At 43.6% G+C, this 20600-nt stretch carries 15 protein-coding genes; 11 read left to right on the forward strand and 4 right to left on the reverse strand.

Going from position 1 to position 20600, the window contains the following annotated elements:
* Positions 1–122: 122 nt before the first annotated feature.
* Complete coding sequence (locus RH86_RS16680) at positions 123–1139, forward strand: helix-turn-helix transcriptional regulator (protein WP_009387417.1); 1017 nt, start codon at positions 123–125, stop codon at positions 1137–1139.
* A 201-nt stretch (positions 1140–1340) separates the two neighbouring features.
* Here the strand turns inward: RH86_RS16680 and RH86_RS16685 are convergent, their stop codons facing one another.
* Positions 1341–4721, reverse strand: coding sequence for an Ig-like domain-containing protein (locus RH86_RS16685; RefSeq protein WP_009387423.1), 3381 nt, complete (start codon positions 4719–4721; stop codon positions 1341–1343).
* Positions 4722–5499: 778 nt separating this feature from the next.
* On the opposite strand from RH86_RS16685, the gene RH86_RS16690 reads away from it, so the two are divergent.
* Complete coding sequence (locus tag RH86_RS16690; RefSeq protein WP_005594940.1) at positions 5500–6285, forward strand: class I SAM-dependent DNA methyltransferase; 786 nt, start codon at positions 5500–5502, stop codon at positions 6283–6285.
* 179 nt (positions 6286–6464) lie between these two features.
* Here RH86_RS16690 and RH86_RS16695 read toward each other — a convergent pair whose 3' ends face one another.
* Together RH86_RS16695 and RH86_RS16700 are read right to left on the reverse strand one after the other, a co-directional pair.
* Positions 6465–7151, reverse strand: a complete 687-nt coding sequence (locus RH86_RS16695) for a hypothetical protein (protein ID WP_009387425.1) — start codon at positions 7149–7151, stop codon at positions 6465–6467.
* A 392-nt stretch (positions 7152–7543) separates the two neighbouring features.
* Positions 7544–8875: an MFS transporter gene (locus RH86_RS16700; RefSeq protein WP_009387427.1), complete on the reverse strand. Its 1332-nt coding sequence runs from the start codon at positions 8873–8875 to the stop codon at positions 7544–7546.
* A 1143-nt stretch (positions 8876–10018) separates the two neighbouring features.
* Between RH86_RS16700 and RH86_RS16705 the strand changes: the two genes are divergently transcribed.
* Positions 10019–10225 carry a hypothetical protein gene (locus RH86_RS16705; protein WP_009387429.1) on the forward strand — a complete coding sequence of 69 codons (207 nt, stop codon included), beginning with the start codon at positions 10019–10021 and terminating at the stop codon, positions 10223–10225.
* A gap of 184 nt (positions 10226–10409) precedes the next feature.
* Here RH86_RS16705 and RH86_RS16710 read toward each other — a convergent pair whose 3' ends face one another.
* Entirely contained in the window at positions 10410–11327 is a 918-nt protein-coding gene (locus RH86_RS16710) for a GGDEF domain-containing protein (RefSeq protein ID WP_009387431.1), read from the reverse strand.
* Between the two features lie 389 nt (positions 11328–11716).
* Between RH86_RS16710 and RH86_RS16715 the strand changes: the two genes are divergently transcribed.
* From RH86_RS16715 to RH86_RS16750, 8 genes are all read left to right on the forward strand, one after another.
* Positions 11717–12340 carry a hypothetical protein gene (locus RH86_RS16715; RefSeq protein ID WP_005594949.1) on the forward strand — a complete coding sequence of 208 codons (624 nt, stop codon included), beginning with the start codon at positions 11717–11719 and terminating at the stop codon, positions 12338–12340.
* Between the two features lie 108 nt (positions 12341–12448).
* A complete protein-coding gene (locus RH86_RS16720; protein ID WP_009387433.1) occupies positions 12449–13483 on the forward strand; it encodes a hypothetical protein in 1035 nt (344 codons plus the stop codon).
* Complete coding sequence (locus tag RH86_RS16725) at positions 13483–15003, forward strand: flagellar assembly protein T N-terminal domain-containing protein (protein ID WP_009387434.1); 1521 nt, start codon at positions 13483–13485, stop codon at positions 15001–15003. Before RH86_RS16720 ends, RH86_RS16725 begins: the two co-directional genes overlap by 1 nt.
* A gap of 6 nt (positions 15004–15009) precedes the next feature.
* Entirely contained in the window at positions 15010–16197 is a 1188-nt protein-coding gene (locus tag RH86_RS16730; RefSeq protein WP_009387435.1) for a hypothetical protein, read from the forward strand.
* A 3-nt stretch (positions 16198–16200) separates the two neighbouring features.
* A complete protein-coding gene (locus RH86_RS16735; protein WP_009387438.1) occupies positions 16201–17859 on the forward strand; it encodes a hypothetical protein in 1659 nt (552 codons plus the stop codon).
* A 9-nt stretch (positions 17860–17868) separates the two neighbouring features.
* Positions 17869–18462, forward strand: a complete 594-nt coding sequence (locus RH86_RS16740) for a hypothetical protein (RefSeq protein ID WP_223296361.1) — start codon at positions 17869–17871, stop codon at positions 18460–18462.
* Between the two features lie 18 nt (positions 18463–18480).
* Complete coding sequence (locus RH86_RS16745) at positions 18481–19605, forward strand: transglycosylase SLT domain-containing protein (protein WP_009387445.1); 1125 nt, start codon at positions 18481–18483, stop codon at positions 19603–19605.
* Entirely contained in the window at positions 19589–20548 is a 960-nt protein-coding gene (locus tag RH86_RS16750) for an LPP20 family lipoprotein (protein ID WP_009387447.1), read from the forward strand. Before RH86_RS16745 ends, RH86_RS16750 begins: the two co-directional genes overlap by 17 nt.
* Positions 20549–20600 lie beyond the last annotated feature (52 nt).

Genomic DNA, 20600 nt, shown 5'->3' on the forward strand with positions numbered 1-20600 from the left:
GTGGGGGATTATCGCAAATTACTGAAGAAGCCGATGTCTTTTCGCTGACGGTTAGATACAATTTCAGGTTCTTCATGCACTAGCAAGGAGATAACAACGGAAGTGTAATCTAGCGAGTAATTATGGTGAGCGATTTTAGTACTCAACTACCGATATTTTGGTTCAACTGTCTTGATGCCGCGATAAAAGAACGAACGCAAGAAAGCGCTGAAATTTGGGGAGGAGAGCAGCAATATCTTCAGCTGTGTAGTAGCGACTCTGTTTCTGCGTATCAGTTAGAATATGCCGTGGCTGAGCTTTATCAGCGCTATGGTGATGAGCTGATTGCATTGTTTGGCCAAACCGCTAACTATTTCGATGAGCTTGAGCAGGGCGCTCCGGTACTTGCGATGCTTACTGCGCCCACTTTGCATGCTTTTTGTGATTTATTTTCTCGTTACTCATTCCATATCCACCCACTGTTAAAAATCATTTGCCGTGAGAGCGAACATGGCGAGCTTGAACTGTGGACGATCACTCAAGAATACGTTGATGAGATTACCTTAATGTCGCATTTGAGCTTAGGTCTCTATTTGAGCGTTATTTTGAAACTAATCCGTCGTTATCTCAAAGCGCCGAGTCTGCGTTTACCTATTCATATCAATCGCATTACGATTGCCGGTGATATTACGCCTTTGCTCGAGCAGGTGTTTAATATCGAAGTGAAATCAGGCTACGCGGCTCGCTACTTTTTGTTTAACCCTCAATTGGTCGATAGAGCCCACCGCCGTTACGATCCTGAATTGCATGAGCACCTAAAGGTGTTAGCAGAGCAGCAAAGCACACAAAGCCGAGAGCACAGTATCATTTGCAAAGTAAACGATGTGTTTAAGCGTAAGGAGGTGGTCGACATTACCCTTGATAGTATTGCGCAAGAATTACACATGAGCGGCCGAACGCTCAATCGTAAGCTACAACAAGAGGGGGTGAGCTTTCGTCGCCTTTATGACAAATATCGCTTAGAGCAAAGCTTAAATCTGCTTAATCAAGCTAACGTGAATATTACCCAAGTCGCTCTAGAGCTGGGTTTCTCAGATTCCAGTGCGTTTACACGCGCCTTCAAACGATGGACCGGTGAACCACCGACAAAGCGAGGTTAACGTGCATTGCTTTCTCTAAAGGTTGCTGCACTTATCAGTCAGGTCTTTTCCATCATCGAATAAACAAAAAAACACCCGCTGGTTTTCACCAGCGGGTGTTTTTATTTATGGCTATGAGTCACAAGCGAAATCAGAACTGTAGCTAAATCGCATGATGCATATAGCCTGACGCTAATCGCTCTGTGGCGAGTGCCTGAGAGATTATTGCGGGTTAAGACCTAGCTGTTTAAGCACTAGCTTAAAGTTCTCACGGCGCTCTTTCACATTGTGAACATCACCCGTTGAACAGGTTAGATCTGGACAACCACGGTTAACGATACCAGAAACGTCATCAATGAACTGAGAGCCTTGTAGGCCACTGTCCACGTACTTTTTCAGTTCGTTGTGGTAGTTCCAATCACCGTATTGGCCGCCTTCATCATTGTACGCTTGTACTGACGTTACCCAGTAGAACAGACCTGCAATCCACTTAATTTCACGGTTCTCTTCAGAGCTACAAATGAGACCTGGGTTTGAACAGAAATCAAGCTCAGCGTACAGTGGGTTCGCTGGTGGCGCTTCAACAGTTACACCATCAATGGTTTGACCAATGGTTGATGGATCAACGTGTGAACGACCTAGGTAATGGTTAAGCGTACCGAAGTTTTGGCGACCCGTCGTTTGGATTACACCACGGCCCCACCAACCACAACCTTCAACACTTTCTTGGCTGCTGCCGTCCCAAATAAAGCTACCCGCTTTTTGACCAACGTAAGTCTTACAAGTATCACGTTCCCAAACTTGCTTAGAGGTATCTACTTTTTCTGGTACATCGTTACAGTGACCGTTGTTGGTCCAACGACCCACCGCACCATTAACCAATAGACCACGTTCTTCAAGTACGGCATCAGGTGCTGCAAAGACAGGAGCTGGTGCGCCGTACCATTTAGCATGAGTTAGTGCGCTCACTTCCATCTTGTTATCACGAGGACAAGAGTAAGCGTAGTCTAGGCCTGAAACTGGGTTTACACCGTAATCTGCATACTTCTGACCAAGTTGGCCACAGCTTGCGGTCATTGGGTAATCCGTCGGAGCGCCGTATTTCACTTCTGACCAGTTGTTCTCATCACACGCGTTGTAACGGATAGTCTCTTGCATACTTTGTGCTAGGAACGCGGCAATCGCGACTTTTGCATAAGTCATGTTAGTTTGATCATCAGCTTCATCGCTGAGTAGCCAGAACTTGTTACCTGCTACACCAATGTTGTGCATTGCGTTTAGGCCATCAAGGAAATCAGCCCATTTGTATACTGTTGAAGGTTCCCACTGTGATTGCGGAGTCTCGTAAAGGAACGCTTGATTGTTCATTACGTCTTCAGCATCGGCCAGTTGTTGGTTAAGCGCTTCAATACGAGTTAGTGAACCTTTTTCCAGTTCAGCACCCACGTAGTAAAGAGGCACTTTTGCATCTTGGTAACGTTCGATCTTAGCGGTTAGCTCAGAATCATTCTTATCGAATAGAACCGCGAATACGTTGCTAAATGCTGCTTTGCGAAGTTTTTGCTCACTTGTGGTGTTACCCATGAAGTAAGTAGCCGTTTGCTCTGTTGGCATGTTTGCCAGCATGACAGGGGTCTTCACGTAGTCAGAAACTTGTTTTACGTACTCTAGTGCGTTGTGCCATTGCTCGCTTGATAACGCATCAGTAGCGTTAGATTTAGTGAAGGCAATGAAGTCCGCTTTAGTCACTGAATCTGCTTTGTACAGTTCAAACTTGTCTAGCATTTCAGCAGAGTAGTTCGATGCTGCATCCCATACCGACTGACGGCCTGAATGCGTGTCAAAAGCGAAATCGCCAATGCTTAGCGTCCAACCGTAACTGGCTTCAGGTGCAAGCGTGGTGATGATTAGGTTATGCGCTTGTGCCCAACCTTTTGTATCGTTGGTTAGTGCATTGATATCATCAACATCAATACGGCTACCAGTAATATCAACCGCATTTATTAGCGCTTCTTTCACCGAGATAGCACCAAAAGATTGGCCTTTATCTTGAGTCGCGTTATCAAGTACGTCGCTGTTGATAATGATCGAAGTTGAACCCGCTTGAGAAGCCGCTTCAATTACAGCCACAAAGCTGTTAGTTAGCGCATCGAAATCCGCCAGATCAGCACTGTTGATTGCTTCGATGGTCACGTTGGCAGGTACTGTCATAGTTGCTGGACTTGCAACAACCAAAGTATTTGGCCAACCTGCAACTTCCAGACGAACAGGGTCCATCGGGTTTGGTAGTGATAGCAGTGGTGCAGTGCCTGGTTCTGAACCGTCACAGTTTAGGTGTAGAGACCATGAAGCATCGCTACCTGGAATTGACTGTGTCCAGTAAATTGCAGAGTACGCGATATTGTTGTGTACCATGATGTCACCGCCAGTCGCGTGTGTACCTTGCGTCCAGTCTGGGTAAACATTGAAATCAGCACACAAACCACCTGGTGGTGTTACGGGTGGCGGCTCAACGGCTTCTTCTTCAACGGTGATTTTTACGTTCACGCTTGAAGAGAGGTTTTGTGCATCGGTAGCGGTCGCTTTCAGCGTTACGTTACCCGCTTGAGTCGGTTGCCAGTTACACGCAAATGCATCCGTTGTTGCTGCATCAAAGCTACAGATCTGCTTGTTGTTTGCTTTCACAACTAGCGTAGATAGGTCATTGTCTGCATCGGTTGCGTTTACTGAAATAGCAACAGAGTCTGTTACTTTAATCGTTGTGCCATTAGAAGGGGTCACGAATGAAACGACAGGCGCGACGAAATCTTCATTAACATCTGCTTCTACAGTGACATTAACTGATTGCTGTTCTAGCGTTTGGTTTTTGCTGTCTAATACCAGAACTTTAACGGTTCTATTGCCAGCGTCTTTCGGTGTCCAAGTGTGCGAGTAAAGCGTTTGGCTTTGATCAATCGCTTTTTCAGCTAGTTTGGTGCTGTTTACCCAAAACTCAACTTTAGCTGCGAGTTCGCCGTCAACACTTGCTTTAATCGCAATAGGTTGATCCGCTTTTAACACTTGGCCTGCAACAGGAGAAAGAACGGATAGCTCAGTTGGTTCAGGTTCGCCAGTTCCCGGCTCGTCAGAACATTCGGTTAGCTGCCAAAACCATGAACTTGCACTTGGTGTTTCCCAAATGCCAGGGTTGTTTTGAGCAATGAAGCACTGACCATCAAAAGAGACAATATCGCCATTGCTAACTTGAGTCTTACCCGGAACAAAAGGAATAACATCGCCTAAATCTGGGTCTGGCGTTGGGTCCGGGTCAGGAGTCGGATCAGGATCTGGTGTTGGGTCTGGATCCGGTTCAGGCTCTGGCTCACCAGAACAGACAGCGGCATCCCAAAACCATGAGCTAGCGTTCGGCGTTTCCCAAACACCTGGGTTATTTTTAGCAATGAAACACTCGCCATTATAAGTAACCATATCGCCATTTTGTACTTTGGTTTCACCAGGAACAAAATTGATGACGCCGGATGTAACACTTGCGTCAGCGGCGTATAAATAGCCACTGAACATAACACTGGCAAGCGCAGCTGTTATTTTGTTTATTTTTCTCACGGTTTAGTTCTTCTTTGATTTATTTATCCATGCAGATAAATGTATTAATGATTAGAGGTGAATGATGTCTCAATAACCGCTAATTCAGGAATTTGACGTTATTAAAGGGTGGTTAACCTATAAAATTGAGTATAAATGAACGTTTAGATTTTTATCCACACCTTCGTTTGTCAGGTCTTTCCTACGTAGCGTCGCACCTTACCAATAAGGGAAGGCTCTGATATTGTTGAATATACTTGAACATTTTGGGTCAAACCCAGTTGCCATCAGTGTTCAGGCATGACAAAGGGGAAACTGACCGCTGTTGAATAAGTATAAGAAAACAACAGTTCCATCAAAAACCAGTTATATTAAAGAATAAGTAAAAATGTATAATTAACACCGTAGTTTATACGTGAAATGAATTAAGTTATTTAACCACAAATATTCCATCACATATTGAAATTATATGTTAGCAAATAAACCTATTTTTCCCTGCAAAACTTTATTAAGTTTTATGACGTTAATTCCAACTATTGTTAGGTTGGAATAAATATCACACAATGCTGAATGGGGAAGATCTCGCCATTAGTGTTGTCTATTTGTGCAATAAAAAAACGGTATTTCATTGATAGAAATCGATAAAAAATCGGCGTAGTAGAGGAGTCGATCTTGATGGTGAGATCGCTGACGAGATTGGCATAAGCCGCTTGTTTGAACAGATGCTCGTATTACGGTAGATCGGCCGACATGTCAAAATGGATGATTTTTCTTCGTAAAACGGAAGATTTGATATAGGATGCGCCACCGAATTTTATTTGAGCATCTGACATTGGGTACTATTCCTTCAAACGCCCTTTATACCGACCTTTCTGGTTACTACGATTTGATGTGTGCTGACATCGATTACCAAGCGCAAAGCCGCTATGTACGTCGACTGCACCAACTGTTTGGTAACGAAGGTAAACAACATCTCGATTTGGCATGTGGCACTGGCCCACATATTCGACATTTCCTTGATTTTGGCTACCAAAGTAGCGGTTTGGATTTGAACCAACCAATGCTCGATTTGGCAAAAATTCGCTGTCCTGAAGCAGAGTTCATGTTGCACAACATGTGTAATTTTACGGTAGAACAACCGCTGGACCTGATTACCTGCTTTTTATACTCGATCCACTATAGCGATGGCATCGAAAACTTAAAGCAGTGTATTGCCCATGCGCATGCGGCATTAGCAGAAGGTGGCATGTTCTGTTTTAACTCGGTTAACCGCAACAAGATCGATAACCGTTCATTTGTGCGTCATAGTGCGATGCATGATGAAAGTGAATTCATTTTTAGCTCAGGCTGGAAGTACAGCGGTGAAGGTGAACAGCAGTTCCTCACGCTAAGCATTGAAAAACACACCGATCTGGAAAAGCAATTGTGGAACGACGAACACCCAATGGTCGCCGTCAACTACGAAGAGTTAAGCGCTTTGCTTGAACCGTATTTTGAAGTGCATATTTTTGAGCACGACTACGAGAAGATCTTACCGTGGGATGGTCAATCAGGTAATGCATTCTTTGCCTGTGTAAAACGCTAATAAAAGCGCACTGATACCATATTGAGAAGCCAGCCTTAAACCGCTGGCTTTTGTTTTTTACCGGCACAAAATTGAATGCAATGTGAAATGGATGTTGTTTGCTGGGAAAAGAAAGAGCCCACCGCTATCCACTGCAAGGTAGATATCCAGCTTTGTTTGGGCGAGTAGGCTCAACCTTTCTAGTTGTCTAAATCGTCATATTTATCAAGATGACCAGTAGAAAACTGGGTTAGAACGTCAAAGGGATGAATATCTAGTTTTGTTCGTGTATCACTATCCGTTTGCGGATAAGTTAGGAAACCATAAACATCAAATATTTTATAGCCGACAGGAAGATCAAGAGGGCTATATAGCTCGAAATATTGGATATAGTATACATCGCGAGCCTTTTCGCTAAATGTGAATTCGACTTTAGTGACTGAGATTATCTTATCCTCCACATAGGCTTCTCTGTCACGAAAGATCCGAACATTGTAATCTTTGATTAATGGACTGTTTTTTATTGCTTTAGCCCATGTCATATCTTTTGATATGCCAAATTTTTTGTCATAGTTTGCATTATCTAGATCTAACTTAAGGCCTAGATTGATATCAGGATTTAGCTTGTACGGATAATTATCAAAATAAAATTTGATGTAACTTTTATTCATATCGCTAAAGGTCATTCGTTCAATTTTATTGATTGGCGAATTAAAGAAATAAAAGCCAGCATAGGTGATGAAACATAGCCCAATAGTGATTGAAATTTGTTTCCAATATTGGCTCAGTATGGCAAAAACGCCTTTCGGCTTTTGTGTGGTTTTTTCTTTATGTGCTTTACCGTGTCTAGTATTACGTTTTGATTTTGCAACGCGACGCTTTGCCATATATGCCTGCTTATCATGGTTTAATGTATACAGTGATGCATTGTGAAGCTATTGTTTCGTCTTTCACAGAGCTAAAATGAGCGATGATTATATAGTTAATGCATTGATAAGTGACATTTTTATAAAAAGTAATTCTTAATCAGGTTCAAGATGACAGTGTTATCAACACATCTGAAGAATGTTTGAGGTCAGGTCTTTCCTTTTTCCCTAGCAAATTTATCCGTGAGTCCGAAATTTCCCTGAAATAGTCATACACAATTGTCCACTTACGATTCAGCTACTCATTACTTAATCGGCCATCATCGCCTTACTGACATGTCTTTCGTGCTTGTCGAGCATTCTTAACGATGGTCAAGAGTGCGCGACAAGCCCAAGCCGCAGGTGCGCGGAGTTTAAAAAATCGCTTTCTTTTTATTTTGGAAATAGAACATTGCGCTGATGGCAATGAACAGCACGGTAAAATAGTAAAAGAATGACGACAGTGAGGCTAAGAAGTCGAGATGTCGCTCTATTTGTTGCTCAGTGTAGTTCTCTGAGATCAATTTATAGTAGTAGGCGTATAAGATCCCGATAGAGCCATAACCTAGGTTAAACATCAAACCCTTAAAGCTTAAAACGGTTGCTCTATTATGTGATTCAGTCTTTTTATTGAGGTGATAGCTGATGAAAATGTTCATCGTCATGATAATAAAGATCAGGATCAGCGCCGGTATTACTCCGTAAATCGACCAGCCAAGACTGATCCAATAATAGGTTGCCATTGTCGCTAAACCCATTATAACAATGAATTTTTTGGGTGCCATACTTTCAGCCAATCGACGACTTTGTCCTGCCAGGAGGATTTTGAGCAAACTTATCCCTGCGCCGATTAAACCGAAATAGATAATCGGGATATCAATGGCGCGATAGTATTGACTGTTCATGGTTAAAAACATGCGCGATGTGTGTTCGAACAAGCTGTAATAGAGCAATATGAACAGTACGTAAGGTGTCGAAAGCACCCATTTGCCCGTTATTCCGGTGAGTTTTAGGCTGGCGATGGTAGTGGCCATTTTGGTGTGATTCGCCGGTAGTGTTTTTTTCGCTTCTCTCATGTTTGTCGCGGCATAAATGGCGATCATCGCAACAATTAAGGTAGCATAAACAGGGATGCGCATGATGTCTTGAGTGCTTTGCGGTTCCGCTAACCCAAGAAACTGGTAAACGCCGCTCATGAAGTTAAGGTCATACATGGCAGCGCCCAACAGCGTGACAACAATCCCAACACTTGAGGCAATGCGAAGCTGAATCTGTAACACGCGCGGCCACAGTTCTTCTTTGCCCTGATCTTTTAGGGTGTCGTAAGCCAAGGCTTCATCGGCACCGCTGGCCAAAGCCATCGCTAAGCCACTTAATATTCGGTTAATCAAAAATACGTTAAACACTAACGTTGGGTTACCAATCGGTACTACGGCGATCATGGCGATTTCAACAAACATGACAATCGACGACAACACAACGAGCTTTTTACGCCCTAAGGTGTCAGCAAACGCGCCCGATGGGACTTCTGCAAGCACAATGGTGGCAGCCCAAACCACGTTGAGCATGGCAAATTGGGAAAGGGTTAGGCCGTAATCTAAATAGAGTAGCGTGAATATAGGGTAGTAAAAGCGCGCAAAGTAGCTGCTTCGAAACATTAAGAAGTAGCGTACATTACGAATTTGAAGGATTTCTTTGAGCGTCATGACATATTCTGTAGTTTTAGCGACATAAGATTAGAGTTCTATCTTTATGAGGTAAATAGTAAAGATTCTGACTTAGATATCATGAGATTGTTGCAAAAATCCATAAGTTTCTGAATGAGCGACGTTATTTACTCAGTGGTGGCGCTCAGAGTGGTTGCATAGTGAGCACTGCGGCTCCTATGATTTATCATCAAACCGAACGCATTGGCTTTTGCGCTTTAAAGGATGATTACGTTTTGAATACTGCATTTATGGTGTAAATTTCATCCGTCAGGTTATGTCAGCTAAAAATGGACACTTTAAGTATTTGTTTTAAATGGTGTTGTAAATTCCAATCGAAATAGCTATCTATTCTGCATGTCAGGTGTATAGTGGCCTCAGCTTACGTAGCTTAGCGATTGATGAAATGTTTAGTTCGATAAACTAGCTGTTTTGTCTCTAATCACTCCGTCATCTTTGCCCTGAGATGGTTTTCTTCATTTCCGATTTAGTTGTTTCGAATATTAAATTGCCATGCTACCTAGGTCTCGGTCATATCAGGCGATAGGCTTAGTTAAATGGTTGACGAAACGAAATATTTAGCGCCGTAGCAATCATGAGTTGCGCTGATATTGGTATCTATTTCAATGCTATTGCTACAGACAGTGTTAAACGTTGGCTGGAAGTTAGGGCGGTAAGACTCACAGCTGCAAATGTTACTCTCGCTTAATCGATAGTCGCGGGATGGTTTAATTTTGGTGTGACAAGGTGTTTACGTTTGTAGCCGCTGATTACTAAAACCATCCACGATGAACCGGCAAGTATACTTTATCTAATGCAATACATTCGCTTGTGAGCGATGTATTAAAGCGTCATTTCTTATCCAGAGTGAATGTCAGTATTTGAGTTGGTTATTCAATTTGAGTAACTCGCTCCAGTGGTGTCGAACTCACGAGGCTTAAGGTTGAGAGCTTTTTATATTGAAACTGAAATGGATATCTAACTTTGAAAAAGAAAACTCCAACGACTAAGCCGAGCAAAGGTACGAGTGAGGCTAAAGATGACAAGTCAAATAATATCCATCAAGTAAGGCGAAGAATCGAAGATATTCTGTTGGAAAGAGAGCAGAAAGAACGTTTGGATCTTTGATGGTAAGAGGAAGTTATGAAAAAACCGGTAAGAAAAAACGTCAAAAAGATGCGTAAAAGTGATTTTGAAGAGCGATTCACCAATATGGTTGGTGAATATAATCAAGCTAAGGAAATCCTTGAATCGTTAGCGGTAGGCACTGCCGAGTACAACAAACAAAAAAAACAGTGCGACACCCTTTTTGCTAGCGCCGAACGTTTCATAAATTCCGTCAAGAATTAATATTACGTGTGCAATACAAAGCCTGCATTTATTTGCGGGCTTTGTTTTATCTGCGTTTTAGAACAATACAACGTAGCAGTATGTATACACATGATTTTAAGCACCAGATATTAACAATATAGGTAAATGCTTGAATGAGTGAGCGGTATGAAGTGAGCGAGTGTCGTGTCCAATGATAAAGGTTTTACTTTATCGAGTATCGGCACTTACCATTGTTTTTTGATTCGTATAAGGCGAGATCGGCACGGTGGTAGATAGCTTCGATATCGTTATCTTCTTTTTCGAAATGGGTGATGCCGATACTTAGACTAAGAGGGTAGTTAGGGACATCCTTATTGATATAAAGAGTGGCAACGGCTTGGTTAAGCTTGCGTGCTAAATCAACACAAGAGAGCTCATCACTGCATCGATGAATAATGCCTAATTCATCCCCACCTAAACGCGCGATAATATCTCCTTCACTAAGTATCGACTGACATTTCTTTGTGGTTTGACGAATCGCGTCATCACCCGTTTGATGACCGTAAATATCGTTTATTTTCTTGAATTCATCGATATCGACCAGCAAGAAACAGTAATGTTGTTGTGACTGGTGAAAGTGCGCTAAAGCATCGGAAAAAAACTCGTATAGTTTCCTACGGTTATAGACTCCGGTCAGGTGATCCATCTCAGCATAGTAAGTGAGCTGTTGGGCCAGTTCATGGCGAACGGTGATATTACGAGCAACCCAAACAACCGCTCTTTCACCGTGATAGAGTGATTTTATTGGGTTCACACGACCTTCAAACCTTAATGAACCAGCGGGGCCGGAGTTCACATCTAAACAATCCACATCATTACCAGCGAGTGAATATTCAAAACACATCAGTGTGTCTTTGGTCAGTGTTTCATCAATTCTTTCCAGAAACCAGTTAGCGTTGGCGGGGGATAAGACATCACGTAAATTCTTACCGACCAGCGATAAACCATCGTGATACATCTCGGAGTTATCCCCTCCCAAAATATCTGCGTATAGCCCGGATTCGGTCAAAATAAAAACCAAATCAGGCAGCGCAGATATGATCGCGGCATATTCCTCATAACGATGTTTATCATCAAGCATGACTTCCTTCCTTTCACCTTGCGTCATTTCGGCCTTTACTCATTTGAAAATTTGAACGCTTTAAACTTTTAAGTGTGCGATTGCACAAAAATCATACACTCAAAGTTAGAGTTTAGACTCGAGGATTTGGTGTAGGTGATAGCTAGTTAACGTTTTTGTAAGATCACGTTGTGAGAGATTCTCACTAATGATGCTGTTTTGTGTGCTATCAATTCAAAAAAATTGTAATTTTATTTTTACTTAAATCAATAGTTTATATTCATTCTCACCTCAAAGTTAAGATTATGGCTTTACATGGGTATGTCGTACTGTATAGTTTGCCACAAACAGTACGGCATTCGCCTGTATGTTAAATCACAAAATGAAATAACTAACGACGAGTAACAGTAATGAATTTTAAGAAGAATGTAGTAGCAGTAGTATTGGCTTCATCAATGATGTTTGGTTGTTCAGCGTTTAGCGATAACGCAAGTGTTGATTACGATCAACAGCTCGTTGTGGGTAACGAACTTTCTGTGCGTGCGACCGACGAATACCAGTTTTCAAAAATCAAGGAAGGTGAACTTGTTCGTACAACTGTGAATACTGCATTCTTAATTGCGAAGCCTATGTACGAAGATTACATCAAGTCTGCGGAAAACCAGCCAGAAGTTAAGCAGTTCTTAGCTTATACGCAAAACATGTCCGAAGAAGAGCGTGAAGCTGCATTTAATCAACTTGATGATGAAAGCAAAGCAAAGGTTAAACAGTATGTCGAATCTTCTGCTTTTGATAGTGTTCTTGCCGGTTTAGGTGATGCATCTAAAGCTGCGCTTTCTGCTGCGTCTAAATTTGATGAAGAAAAGCTATTAGGTCTAGTGACGGATTCAAATAGCGGCCTTGGTTTTAAAGACATTATGCAAGAGCAATCTCTTTACGAACTGACTGGCGAGCAAATTATGTTTATGAATGATTCTGTTATCTCGGCGTACCAAACTGCTAAGCAGCTTTCTGCACTTACGAACGCTCAATAAGCGCTTCAATAGCCAGCCTTAGGGCTGGCTTTTTTGATCTAAATCTCCAAGTGTTATTGCATCAATTCTGATGTGCCTGCTTGTCTCTATTTGTTCGGAATTATTATCGTGAAATTAAAATTCTCTGCGCTTTTTGCGTCACTTCTGCTCGTCGGTTGCCAGTCAACAAGTCTTAAAATCAACTCTGAGGCGGATGTTGATGCTAACTCTCAAATTAATAAGGTTAATAAAGAAGCGCTTTATGAGTCAGACAATATTGAACTGCCAAGTAACTATGATGTGAAAGCGTTCAGCAAGATGACCATTGCTGCCTACGTTGACAATGTTCAGTTTGAGAAGAATGCGCGTAAAACCAATATCGATCAGGGCATTATCGCCAAGTTGCTAGAAAACGAACTCGCCCGTACCAAACGTTATGAGGTGCTTACTCGTAACTGTGATGCGTGTAATTACGAAGTGGCATTCCAAGCGGAAAACACAGTTGAAGAAGGTTCAATCGCGATTGGTGAGCAGTTGAATCCGGATTTTGTACTGGAGTCCTCAATTTCACTAGGCTCAGTGATTAAGCAGAAAGACGATCATTTTGAAATTATTTTCCGCAGCTTAGTGACCACCAAAGTTGTTAATCCGACCACCGGGCAAATCGTTCACTCATTTGAGCCTATTCGCCACAACATGCCTGCTAAGCGTTTCTTTGCGATGGGCGATATTAATAGTAAATACAAGTTTTTAGGTGGCTTTGACTTCCGTGATCACAACGAGCTGCAAGAAGCCTATAAAGAAGCCGCACAAAAGAGCATTCAAGTATTGGTCAACCGCACCATGGATTACTATCCGGTGGGTGGCCGAGTGACTAACTACCGTAATGGCCGTTTTGCCATCAACTCAGGGATTAATCAGGGATTTGCGACCAAGCAACCGGTGGTCCTTTTTCTTAGTGATGATGGTTTAGATATTCCAATTGCTTCGGGTGAAGTCACGCCGAAATCAGAGAGTGGTTCTGGTGTCATGTTTACATGGAAAGAAGATGACGTTGATGCGCAACAAGTTAAAAAACAGATTGAAGCGATGGGTAAAGAGTACCTAAAACGCAATAAGGTCTATGCCGTCTCTGTTGGAACACCTGAGGACTGGGCGCTGTAATGGTTTGGCGATTTTTACGTACTCTAGCGTTATCGGTTGTCATTTTATGTAGTGGTTTTCACGCCGCTATTGCAGCGGCCGATCCCATGGATGATGTTTTCTCTATGCTTGGTCAAGGTGGCACGCGTTCGGGCGTCAATGCTTTAGATGGCTATTATGTAGTGGCGATGGGCACATCAAGTCATTCAAGTGAGAGTAAAGGCAAAGAGCAAGCTCGGCTAGATGCATTGCGTCAACTTAATGAAATGATTAACGGGGTAGAAACGTCAGGCTCGACAGAAGTTTCTATGGAGTATGTGACGGTAAGCGATGGCGTCAATGAGCAAGAGTTCTCGAAAGAACGATTTGTTGATGTCGTCAGCCATGCGTTTAAGGGCAATTTGTCGGCCGTTAAAATGCTAAAAAGCGGTCAGTATGATGGTGAACACTTTGTTGCTTTGGTGGTGACAGAGCGTGACGTTGCGAAAGTATCTGCCCTGCGCCCAACGACCACCGATGCGGTTAATTCGTTTGCGAGTCAAACAAGTACGGTTACGGTGGCTGAATTTAGTGGTGATGCGTCGTCGTCGGTTGAAGCTAAAGGTCTAGCACCAATGAAAAAGGGCGAATCCGTGGCCCGGGAATTGGCGGTGCAAGACGCGATCAAAAATGCCGTGCAGCAGGCACAAGGTGTGATGATCAGTGGTAAGTCTGGTCAGTTTAATGAAGCGGTTGCCATGGCGATTTCGACGAAGACTCAAGGCTATGTCAGCCACTACGAGATACTTGACGAAGATATTGAGCGCGGTCAGTACTACGTGATTGTCGTAGCCGATGTCAATCAAGGACAACTGCTCAATGATGCCAACTTCTACTTAGATATTTTTGGCCATGCGCAGTTTTCGGTTTCAGCTAATAATCCGGATAAAAAAGAGTGGCTGACGGATGAATTAGAGAAACTCGGATTTGCGTTTAACCAGGATCAATCCTCAGCTACGCATACTTTTAAGTTGGAGCAATCTCAACGAGCCGTGGAAGATCATAAGGGCAGTCAGGGCTTTGAAACCGTGGTCAACATCCAGTTGGTGGATAATGCCAGTGGCGCGATCATTTTGACCGTGGTGAATAAGCCCATCAAATCTCGTATCTATGTAGAACCAGCATCACGGGCAAAGCAAGTATCTGAACATCAGGCATACAAGCAGATTTCAGCCAAACTGGGCCTAGAAGTGATTCAGTCTTTGGCTGCCCACGCAGAGCGTGGAGTGGTGTATCCCATCTATATCAAAAATGCGAATCGAAATGATGTCGCCATTTTCAAACATGTCTTGGAAAACTCAACCAATGGCTCGGTAGAGAATTGGCAATGGGATAAGACCGAGAAAACGATGATGTTGAACTATCGCTTCTCTGGCTCGCTTTCTCAGGCATTTGATCAGGGCTTAGATGAGCTGTATCAAACATTCAAGCTAGAAGGCAAAGGACGTCGCCCGCACTTGAAGTCAATCGATAATCAGTTGGCGAACTTTGAAATAAGGTAGACAAGGATGATGAGATTGAAATTGGTGGTGCTGTTATTGGTTCAGCGGTGTGGCGCCGCGTTGCATTTGGCTCCGCGCTGTATTTTACCGAAAGATTCATGGCAAACAGCGAACTGGCTAAGAGGGGTATTGCTCAATTTTTCATGGGTAGTATCACTTACAGGTGGAATAGCACTGCCTGCTCAGGCTTTGGATTTGCCAGCGATTTATCAGCAACACTTAGCCGAGAAACCGGTTGGTCGCTATGAGCAAGATGGCTATCTATTCATTATTACTCAAGCACAGTGTTCGGATGAATCAAAGCATGCTGGAACAGCGCAAGGAAAGATCGCTGAAGCTGCATTTTACGCTCAACTAGCTGAAGAAGTACAAACGCGAACGGTGCGTATAGCACCTCATGCGGTTGCGCCATCAACACTGGCTCGCCTAGCGGAGCAAGCGTTGATTCGTGCCGAGGTTTCTTCTGTCAACATTCGCCATCAAAAGGTGGCTGATGTTCGTTTACCTAATTGCGTCAAACGACAGGTACGAGCGGTGGCAATCAACAGCTTTGTCAGTCAACCAACCCTGTTTTCTGCAGCGCAAGTAGAGCAGAAAGCGGGAGAGTTGTTAGTGGCTATGTTGCAGCAGCACCAATACTCACAATTGATGACCGTTTTTGCTGAGCCGTCGGAGTTTTCGGTACTGTATCAACTGTTCGAGCTGCTTTCTGCCTCTGATTCTCGTACTTGGCAGGCGCCCAACCAGATTGAACAGATGCGTGATAGTTACGATATCAACGGGGTTCTTGCGGCCGTAAAGTCTTATCAAGGAATACTTTATGCCAATGTGTTATCGACGAATAAATTGGCTGCAGACACCTTCTATCAACAAGCGAATAGCCTGTTTAAGCAAGGGGTTAGCCCGGAGCTTATCGAACAAAAGCTGTCGTTGTCTCTTAACGCTGATCCGCAACATACACAAAGTTGGAAGTTATTGTCGAGCCTATTCCGAGCAATAAACCCAGATGAAGCAGTATATGCGGCGAAGCAATATTTCATCCATAGCGAGGCAAGTTTAAGTGCGTGGGTCTCTCTATTTAAAGCACTAGAACCAAGCTCTCCGGCGCAAGCTCAAGCCATTCAAATCCTCATGCGCTATGTCGCTCAAAGTACCGAGTTGACGGCATGGGAAATTAAACAAATTAAAGGTTAGGTCATGAAAAATATCATTACGCCATTGGCACTCTCTATTTCTTTGGTTCTTTCTGGGCAAGCATTTGCCGAAGATTTTATTCCAACGAGCAATACACAAGTTGCTACGACCACGGAAGTGCCTAGCGCTGGAACTCCGGTATCCGCAGCGGGTGTTGACGCGCAACAAGCGGCAGCTCAACAACCTTTTGAGCAACAAGAAATCGTTGAGTACATCTCTGCTGAACAGCAAATTTTCGATTACATGGATCAGAAGAACTGGCAGCAAGGGTGGGATGCCGATAAGAAGCGTTTGTTCGTCGTGAATATGCAGCAATTTGATTCAGAAGACCCAAGTTATGACGATAGTTTTGTGACCAAGCGTTCGCAATACGCCATGATCGCCACGATGAGTGCGAAAGCTGAAATGGTGGAGTATATGCGCACCACGATGTCAGCGGTGGATATGCTTACTGCTCCGGGGACGGATGTTCATGCTGAACTCAATGAAAAATATACGCGTGCAGAGAAGAAACTCAGCGCACAAAAGCGTGAGTTGGTAAAGATCATTGCTGAATTGGATCAGGCTGAAGCTGACAAGTTAGCCGGTATCACGATAGAAGATCGTGCAGAGGCAACTTGGGATGCGGTCATTAAGCGAATCGATAGTGATTATGATGCGGGAATGATTGAAGAGTCTAAGCGCAACAAGTATGAAAAAGTAAAACAGCGTTATGCAGATGCCAGTGGTGAATTGGAAAGGCTGGAGCAAGAAGCGGCTAAGCTGAAAGGCGAGATTAAACTGGAATCAACCAGCATGGTCGAGACGCTAGCACAGGCCCCAATTCTGGGGGCTAGTGTGTTGGTGCAAGCTGAGTCATGGAACGCGGAAAGCGAAGTGTATGAAGTTGCCACTTTAATGGTATGGAGTCCTAAGTTAGAAAAGGCCGCCAAATCGATTATCACTGGTGAGATGCTGCCGCTTAAGCCAAAGAATGGACTTTCAGTTCATGCTTGGCTGAAGAAACAAGAGGTTGCCACTATGGTTGGCCCACGCCAATTTGTCGATAAAGCGGGTGAGCGTTGGTTTATCGGGGCTTATGGTATGCCAGTAGAAGGCTCGTCTTCTTTGGTGCGCAAGAATCGCGGGATTGCCGATGCAATGGCAAAAAAAGAAGCCGCAGTTGCGCTGTATGCTGATATCGAAACGCAAAAACAAGCGGCGATTGCGATGCAAACTCGCTCTGGTGATATTGGTAGTAAGGATCATACGGAAGTGGCTACCAGTTTCTCTGAAGCAACACGTCAATCTGTTGAAAATCGCCATATTAATGGATTATCTAAGTTGTTTTCTCGCACTGTGACTCATCCAATCTCACAGCAAAAAATCTACGTTGTTGCTTATGGTATTTCGGCTAAAGCCGCAAGCGAAGCGCTAGCGATTGAATATTCGGCATTTGATGCTGGTGCGACCGCTAACCGAGAAAACAACCTTAAAGCGGCGGAGCGAGCGGGTTTGGAAAGCAATCTTCAAGCGTCAAAAACAGAGATCGCAGTGAAACCTGATAGCAATTCTTCCTCTAAAAAAGCAACCACATCATCGGTTGTTCCAGTTACGAAGAAAACAGCAACGAACAGTTCTACGTTACTTAACACACCCGATTTTAGCGACGATGATTTTTAAGGATAAATAATGATGAAAAATGCACTTTTACTTTTGTTAGTGGCGGGTGTTTCTGGCTGTCAATCGACACCGCAACAGACACAAGTGGACCCTTTAACGAGTATCGGTTGTACCTTTTTCGGTGATGGGAAAGTCGCCGCACCGGATTGGATTTGCGCCGGCAGCATCGATGACGCGCGATTTGCTTATATGGCATTGGGTGTAAGCGAAAATACCAGTGGAGGAGTGGCGCATCAGCGAAATCTAGCTATTTTAGATGCACAGCAACAGATTGCGAAAGAAATCGCCACTGAAGTAATTCAAGTGATGCAAACTAAGGCTGGAACCTTAGGTGTTGCGGGGATTAATGGTGGCACAGCTGCCACGTCTGAAGAAACCAATGCGATGGCGCAAGTTGCTTTAAAAGGCGCGACAACCTTGCGAGCGCAAAAAGGGCCTGATGGTTTCTTTTATGTGTTGATGGGACTACCTTCTGATTCGGTAGAGCCTAATGTAGAGAATATGTTAGATGCTCAGTTAAGTGATGCTAACGAGACAAGATCTTCGTCAACCCTCAGCAATCAAGAACTGGCCGCAGAAATTAACGCGGCATTGGCTAACTAGATGCTGCAAGGAGAATCGATGTTGAAGTCATTTCTATTCTGCTCTTTAGTGGTTGGGCTTTACGCCCAAACCGTGATTGCGGGTGTTGAGGATCTGCAAGCTAAGTTTGCTAATCAGAAGCAGTCGTTAAGTGACTCATTTAATCAGCAAAAATTGCAACAATCAGATCGCTTTGAGCAAGCCAAACAGGCGTATAGAGAGAGTTTTTTGCATGCACAGCAACGCTTTAGCCAGCAATGGGATACACCTGTCTTAAGCTCTGCGACAACTTGGGTCGCGTACTCGGAAAACGACAAAGTAAGGCGCTCGCTGGATTTTGAATCAGGTGCTTATACGATTGAGGTTTTGGGTGATAATACGCAAGCCGAGATAGACGCTATTGTTCAACAGCAGACAGAGTATTTACTCGCGGCCACATCATCGAGTGCGATTACAAACGATCCAGTATTACAGCAAATTGTGGCTAAGACGCCGTCATCTAATAAGTTGTTTAGTGGACTAGATATACAGGCTATCACTGCGACTAAGCAGCAGACTCAATATCAACAAACACAGGGCAACAAAAAGGTTACGGCAGTAACGATGCGTTTTCCTCAAGATAAGCTTTCACAACGTGCTTTGCAGTATATTCCTCAGATAAAACAGCAAGCGCAAAAGTGGCAGATTGATCCTGCTTTAGTGATTGCCATCATGCATACTGAAAGTCACTTTAATCCGGTAGCACAATCTCATATACCGGCTTATGGTTTAATGCAAATCGTGCCGTATTCAGCTGGAAGAGATGTGACGAGAGTCCATCAAGGCAAAGAACGCGTGCTGACCGCTAACGAGTTGTTTGTGCCGGAGTATAACATTGAGGTTGGTAGCGCATATCTCAATATTCTCGAACAGCGTTATTTGAATGATATCGATGATCCAAGCACGCGTACATTTGTCGCAATTTCTGCTTACAATGGTGGAGTGGGGGCGGTGGCTAAACACTTTAGTGGTACGGGATCTCTGAGTAAGCTAGCCCAATCAGTTAATCGAATGTCTTCGCAGCAAGTGTATCATTCGCTGGTGGAGGATTTTCCTTATAAAGAGACGCGCGATTATCTAAAGAAAGTCGAATCGAAAAGGCAGTACTATGCGCCTTATTTCTAAGATTGTGAGTCGAGTAACATGGCCAAATTTACTGTGCTCGGCTTTGTTGGTATTGCCCTTAACAGTGAGCGCGTTGCCAAGCCCATCACTGCCAAATTGGTTTGTTAGCGTCGAGAACGCCCCTAAATTTCTGTCTGATGTTGGTGTTGGCGAAACACTGGAACTCGCCAAGCAGGATGCGTTTTCAAATATGGCTAAATCACTTCATAGCCAAGTGTCGTCGACGATGGAAAGCACTATCTCCACCTCTGGAGGTGTACCTAATAAAAGCAGTTTTGAAGAGAATAACACCTCAAGTCATATTCATGTGTCGACGAAAGCGATGATGTTATCGATGATGACTTGGACACACACGACTCAGATTGACGGTATTTTCTATGTTCGCGGACAAATTACATTGGCAGAGTGGGTCGCGGTCAATCAGAATCGACTGTCGGTCTATCTTGAACAGGTTGAAAAGATCGTCAGCAAGCCGAATTGGAAGTTGATTGATTATCGTAATAGTTTGGCTTTGGATATCGAGTCGATTGAGGCTCTTACAAGTATGCTAGCGCCTTATTCATTTAGCTCTAACCGCACTCGTCAAACAATGGCGGCCCTAAATAACAAGCAACGTGATTATGTTACGCAGCATTGTTTTTCGGTCAAAAAGAGTCACGATAAAGTGACTGATAAGTACTTTTTACCGGTTTTAGAAAGCGCGGTACATCGGGCTGGCTTGTTGGTCTCTGATGATGACCGTTGTGAGGCTATTTCTGTTATCGCTCGTAACGACAATATCGCAGAACAACAGATTCGCACCACATTGCTGATCCAAATCGCCAATTATGAAAGCCATCAAATGCAGGTCGTTGGTGAGGGATTATCTTATAAGGCTCGTTTGATTTCTGCTGCTCATAACTTATCAGTGATGCTTGAGAAACAAGGTGGTCTTTTGCCGTAAGAGTAGGGCTATTACTGAGCGGACCGTCAGCGTTAATTTGATATAGAAAAGC

This window comes from Vibrio sp. N418, from assembly GCF_000222565.1.
Taxonomy (GTDB): domain Bacteria; phylum Pseudomonadota; class Gammaproteobacteria; order Enterobacterales; family Vibrionaceae; genus Vibrio; species Vibrio scophthalmi.

Bases quoted from the DNA above. Each gene is read 5' to 3' on its own strand.
- RH86_RS16740 (WP_223296361.1), top strand. From the start codon at position 17,869: ATGATGAAAAATGCACTTTTACTTTTGTTAGTGGCGGGTGTTTCTGGC.
- RH86_RS16725 (WP_009387434.1), top strand. From the start codon at position 13,483: ATGGTTTGGCGATTTTTACGTACTCTAGCGTTATCGGTTGTCATTTTA.
- RH86_RS16695 (WP_009387425.1), bottom strand. From the start codon at position 7,151: ATGGCAAAGCGTCGCGTTGCAAAATCAAAACGTAATACTAGACACGGT.
- RH86_RS16700 (WP_009387427.1), bottom strand. From the start codon at position 8,875: ATGACGCTCAAAGAAATCCTTCAAATTCGTAATGTACGCTACTTCTTA.
- RH86_RS16680 (WP_009387417.1), top strand. From the start codon at position 123: ATGGTGAGCGATTTTAGTACTCAACTACCGATATTTTGGTTCAACTGT.
- RH86_RS16715 (WP_005594949.1), top strand. From the start codon at position 11,717: ATGAATTTTAAGAAGAATGTAGTAGCAGTAGTATTGGCTTCATCAATG.
- RH86_RS16690 (WP_005594940.1), top strand. From the start codon at position 5,500: ATGCGCCACCGAATTTTATTTGAGCATCTGACATTGGGTACTATTCCT.
- RH86_RS16730 (WP_009387435.1), top strand. From the start codon at position 15,010: ATGATGAGATTGAAATTGGTGGTGCTGTTATTGGTTCAGCGGTGTGGC.
- RH86_RS16710 (WP_009387431.1), bottom strand. From the start codon at position 11,327: ATGCTTGATGATAAACATCGTTATGAGGAATATGCCGCGATCATATCT.
- RH86_RS16745 (WP_009387445.1), top strand. From the start codon at position 18,481: ATGTTGAAGTCATTTCTATTCTGCTCTTTAGTGGTTGGGCTTTACGCC.
- RH86_RS16735 (WP_009387438.1), top strand. From the start codon at position 16,201: ATGAAAAATATCATTACGCCATTGGCACTCTCTATTTCTTTGGTTCTT.
- RH86_RS16750 (WP_009387447.1), top strand. From the start codon at position 19,589: ATGCGCCTTATTTCTAAGATTGTGAGTCGAGTAACATGGCCAAATTTA.
- RH86_RS16705 (WP_009387429.1), top strand. From the start codon at position 10,019: ATGAAAAAACCGGTAAGAAAAAACGTCAAAAAGATGCGTAAAAGTGAT.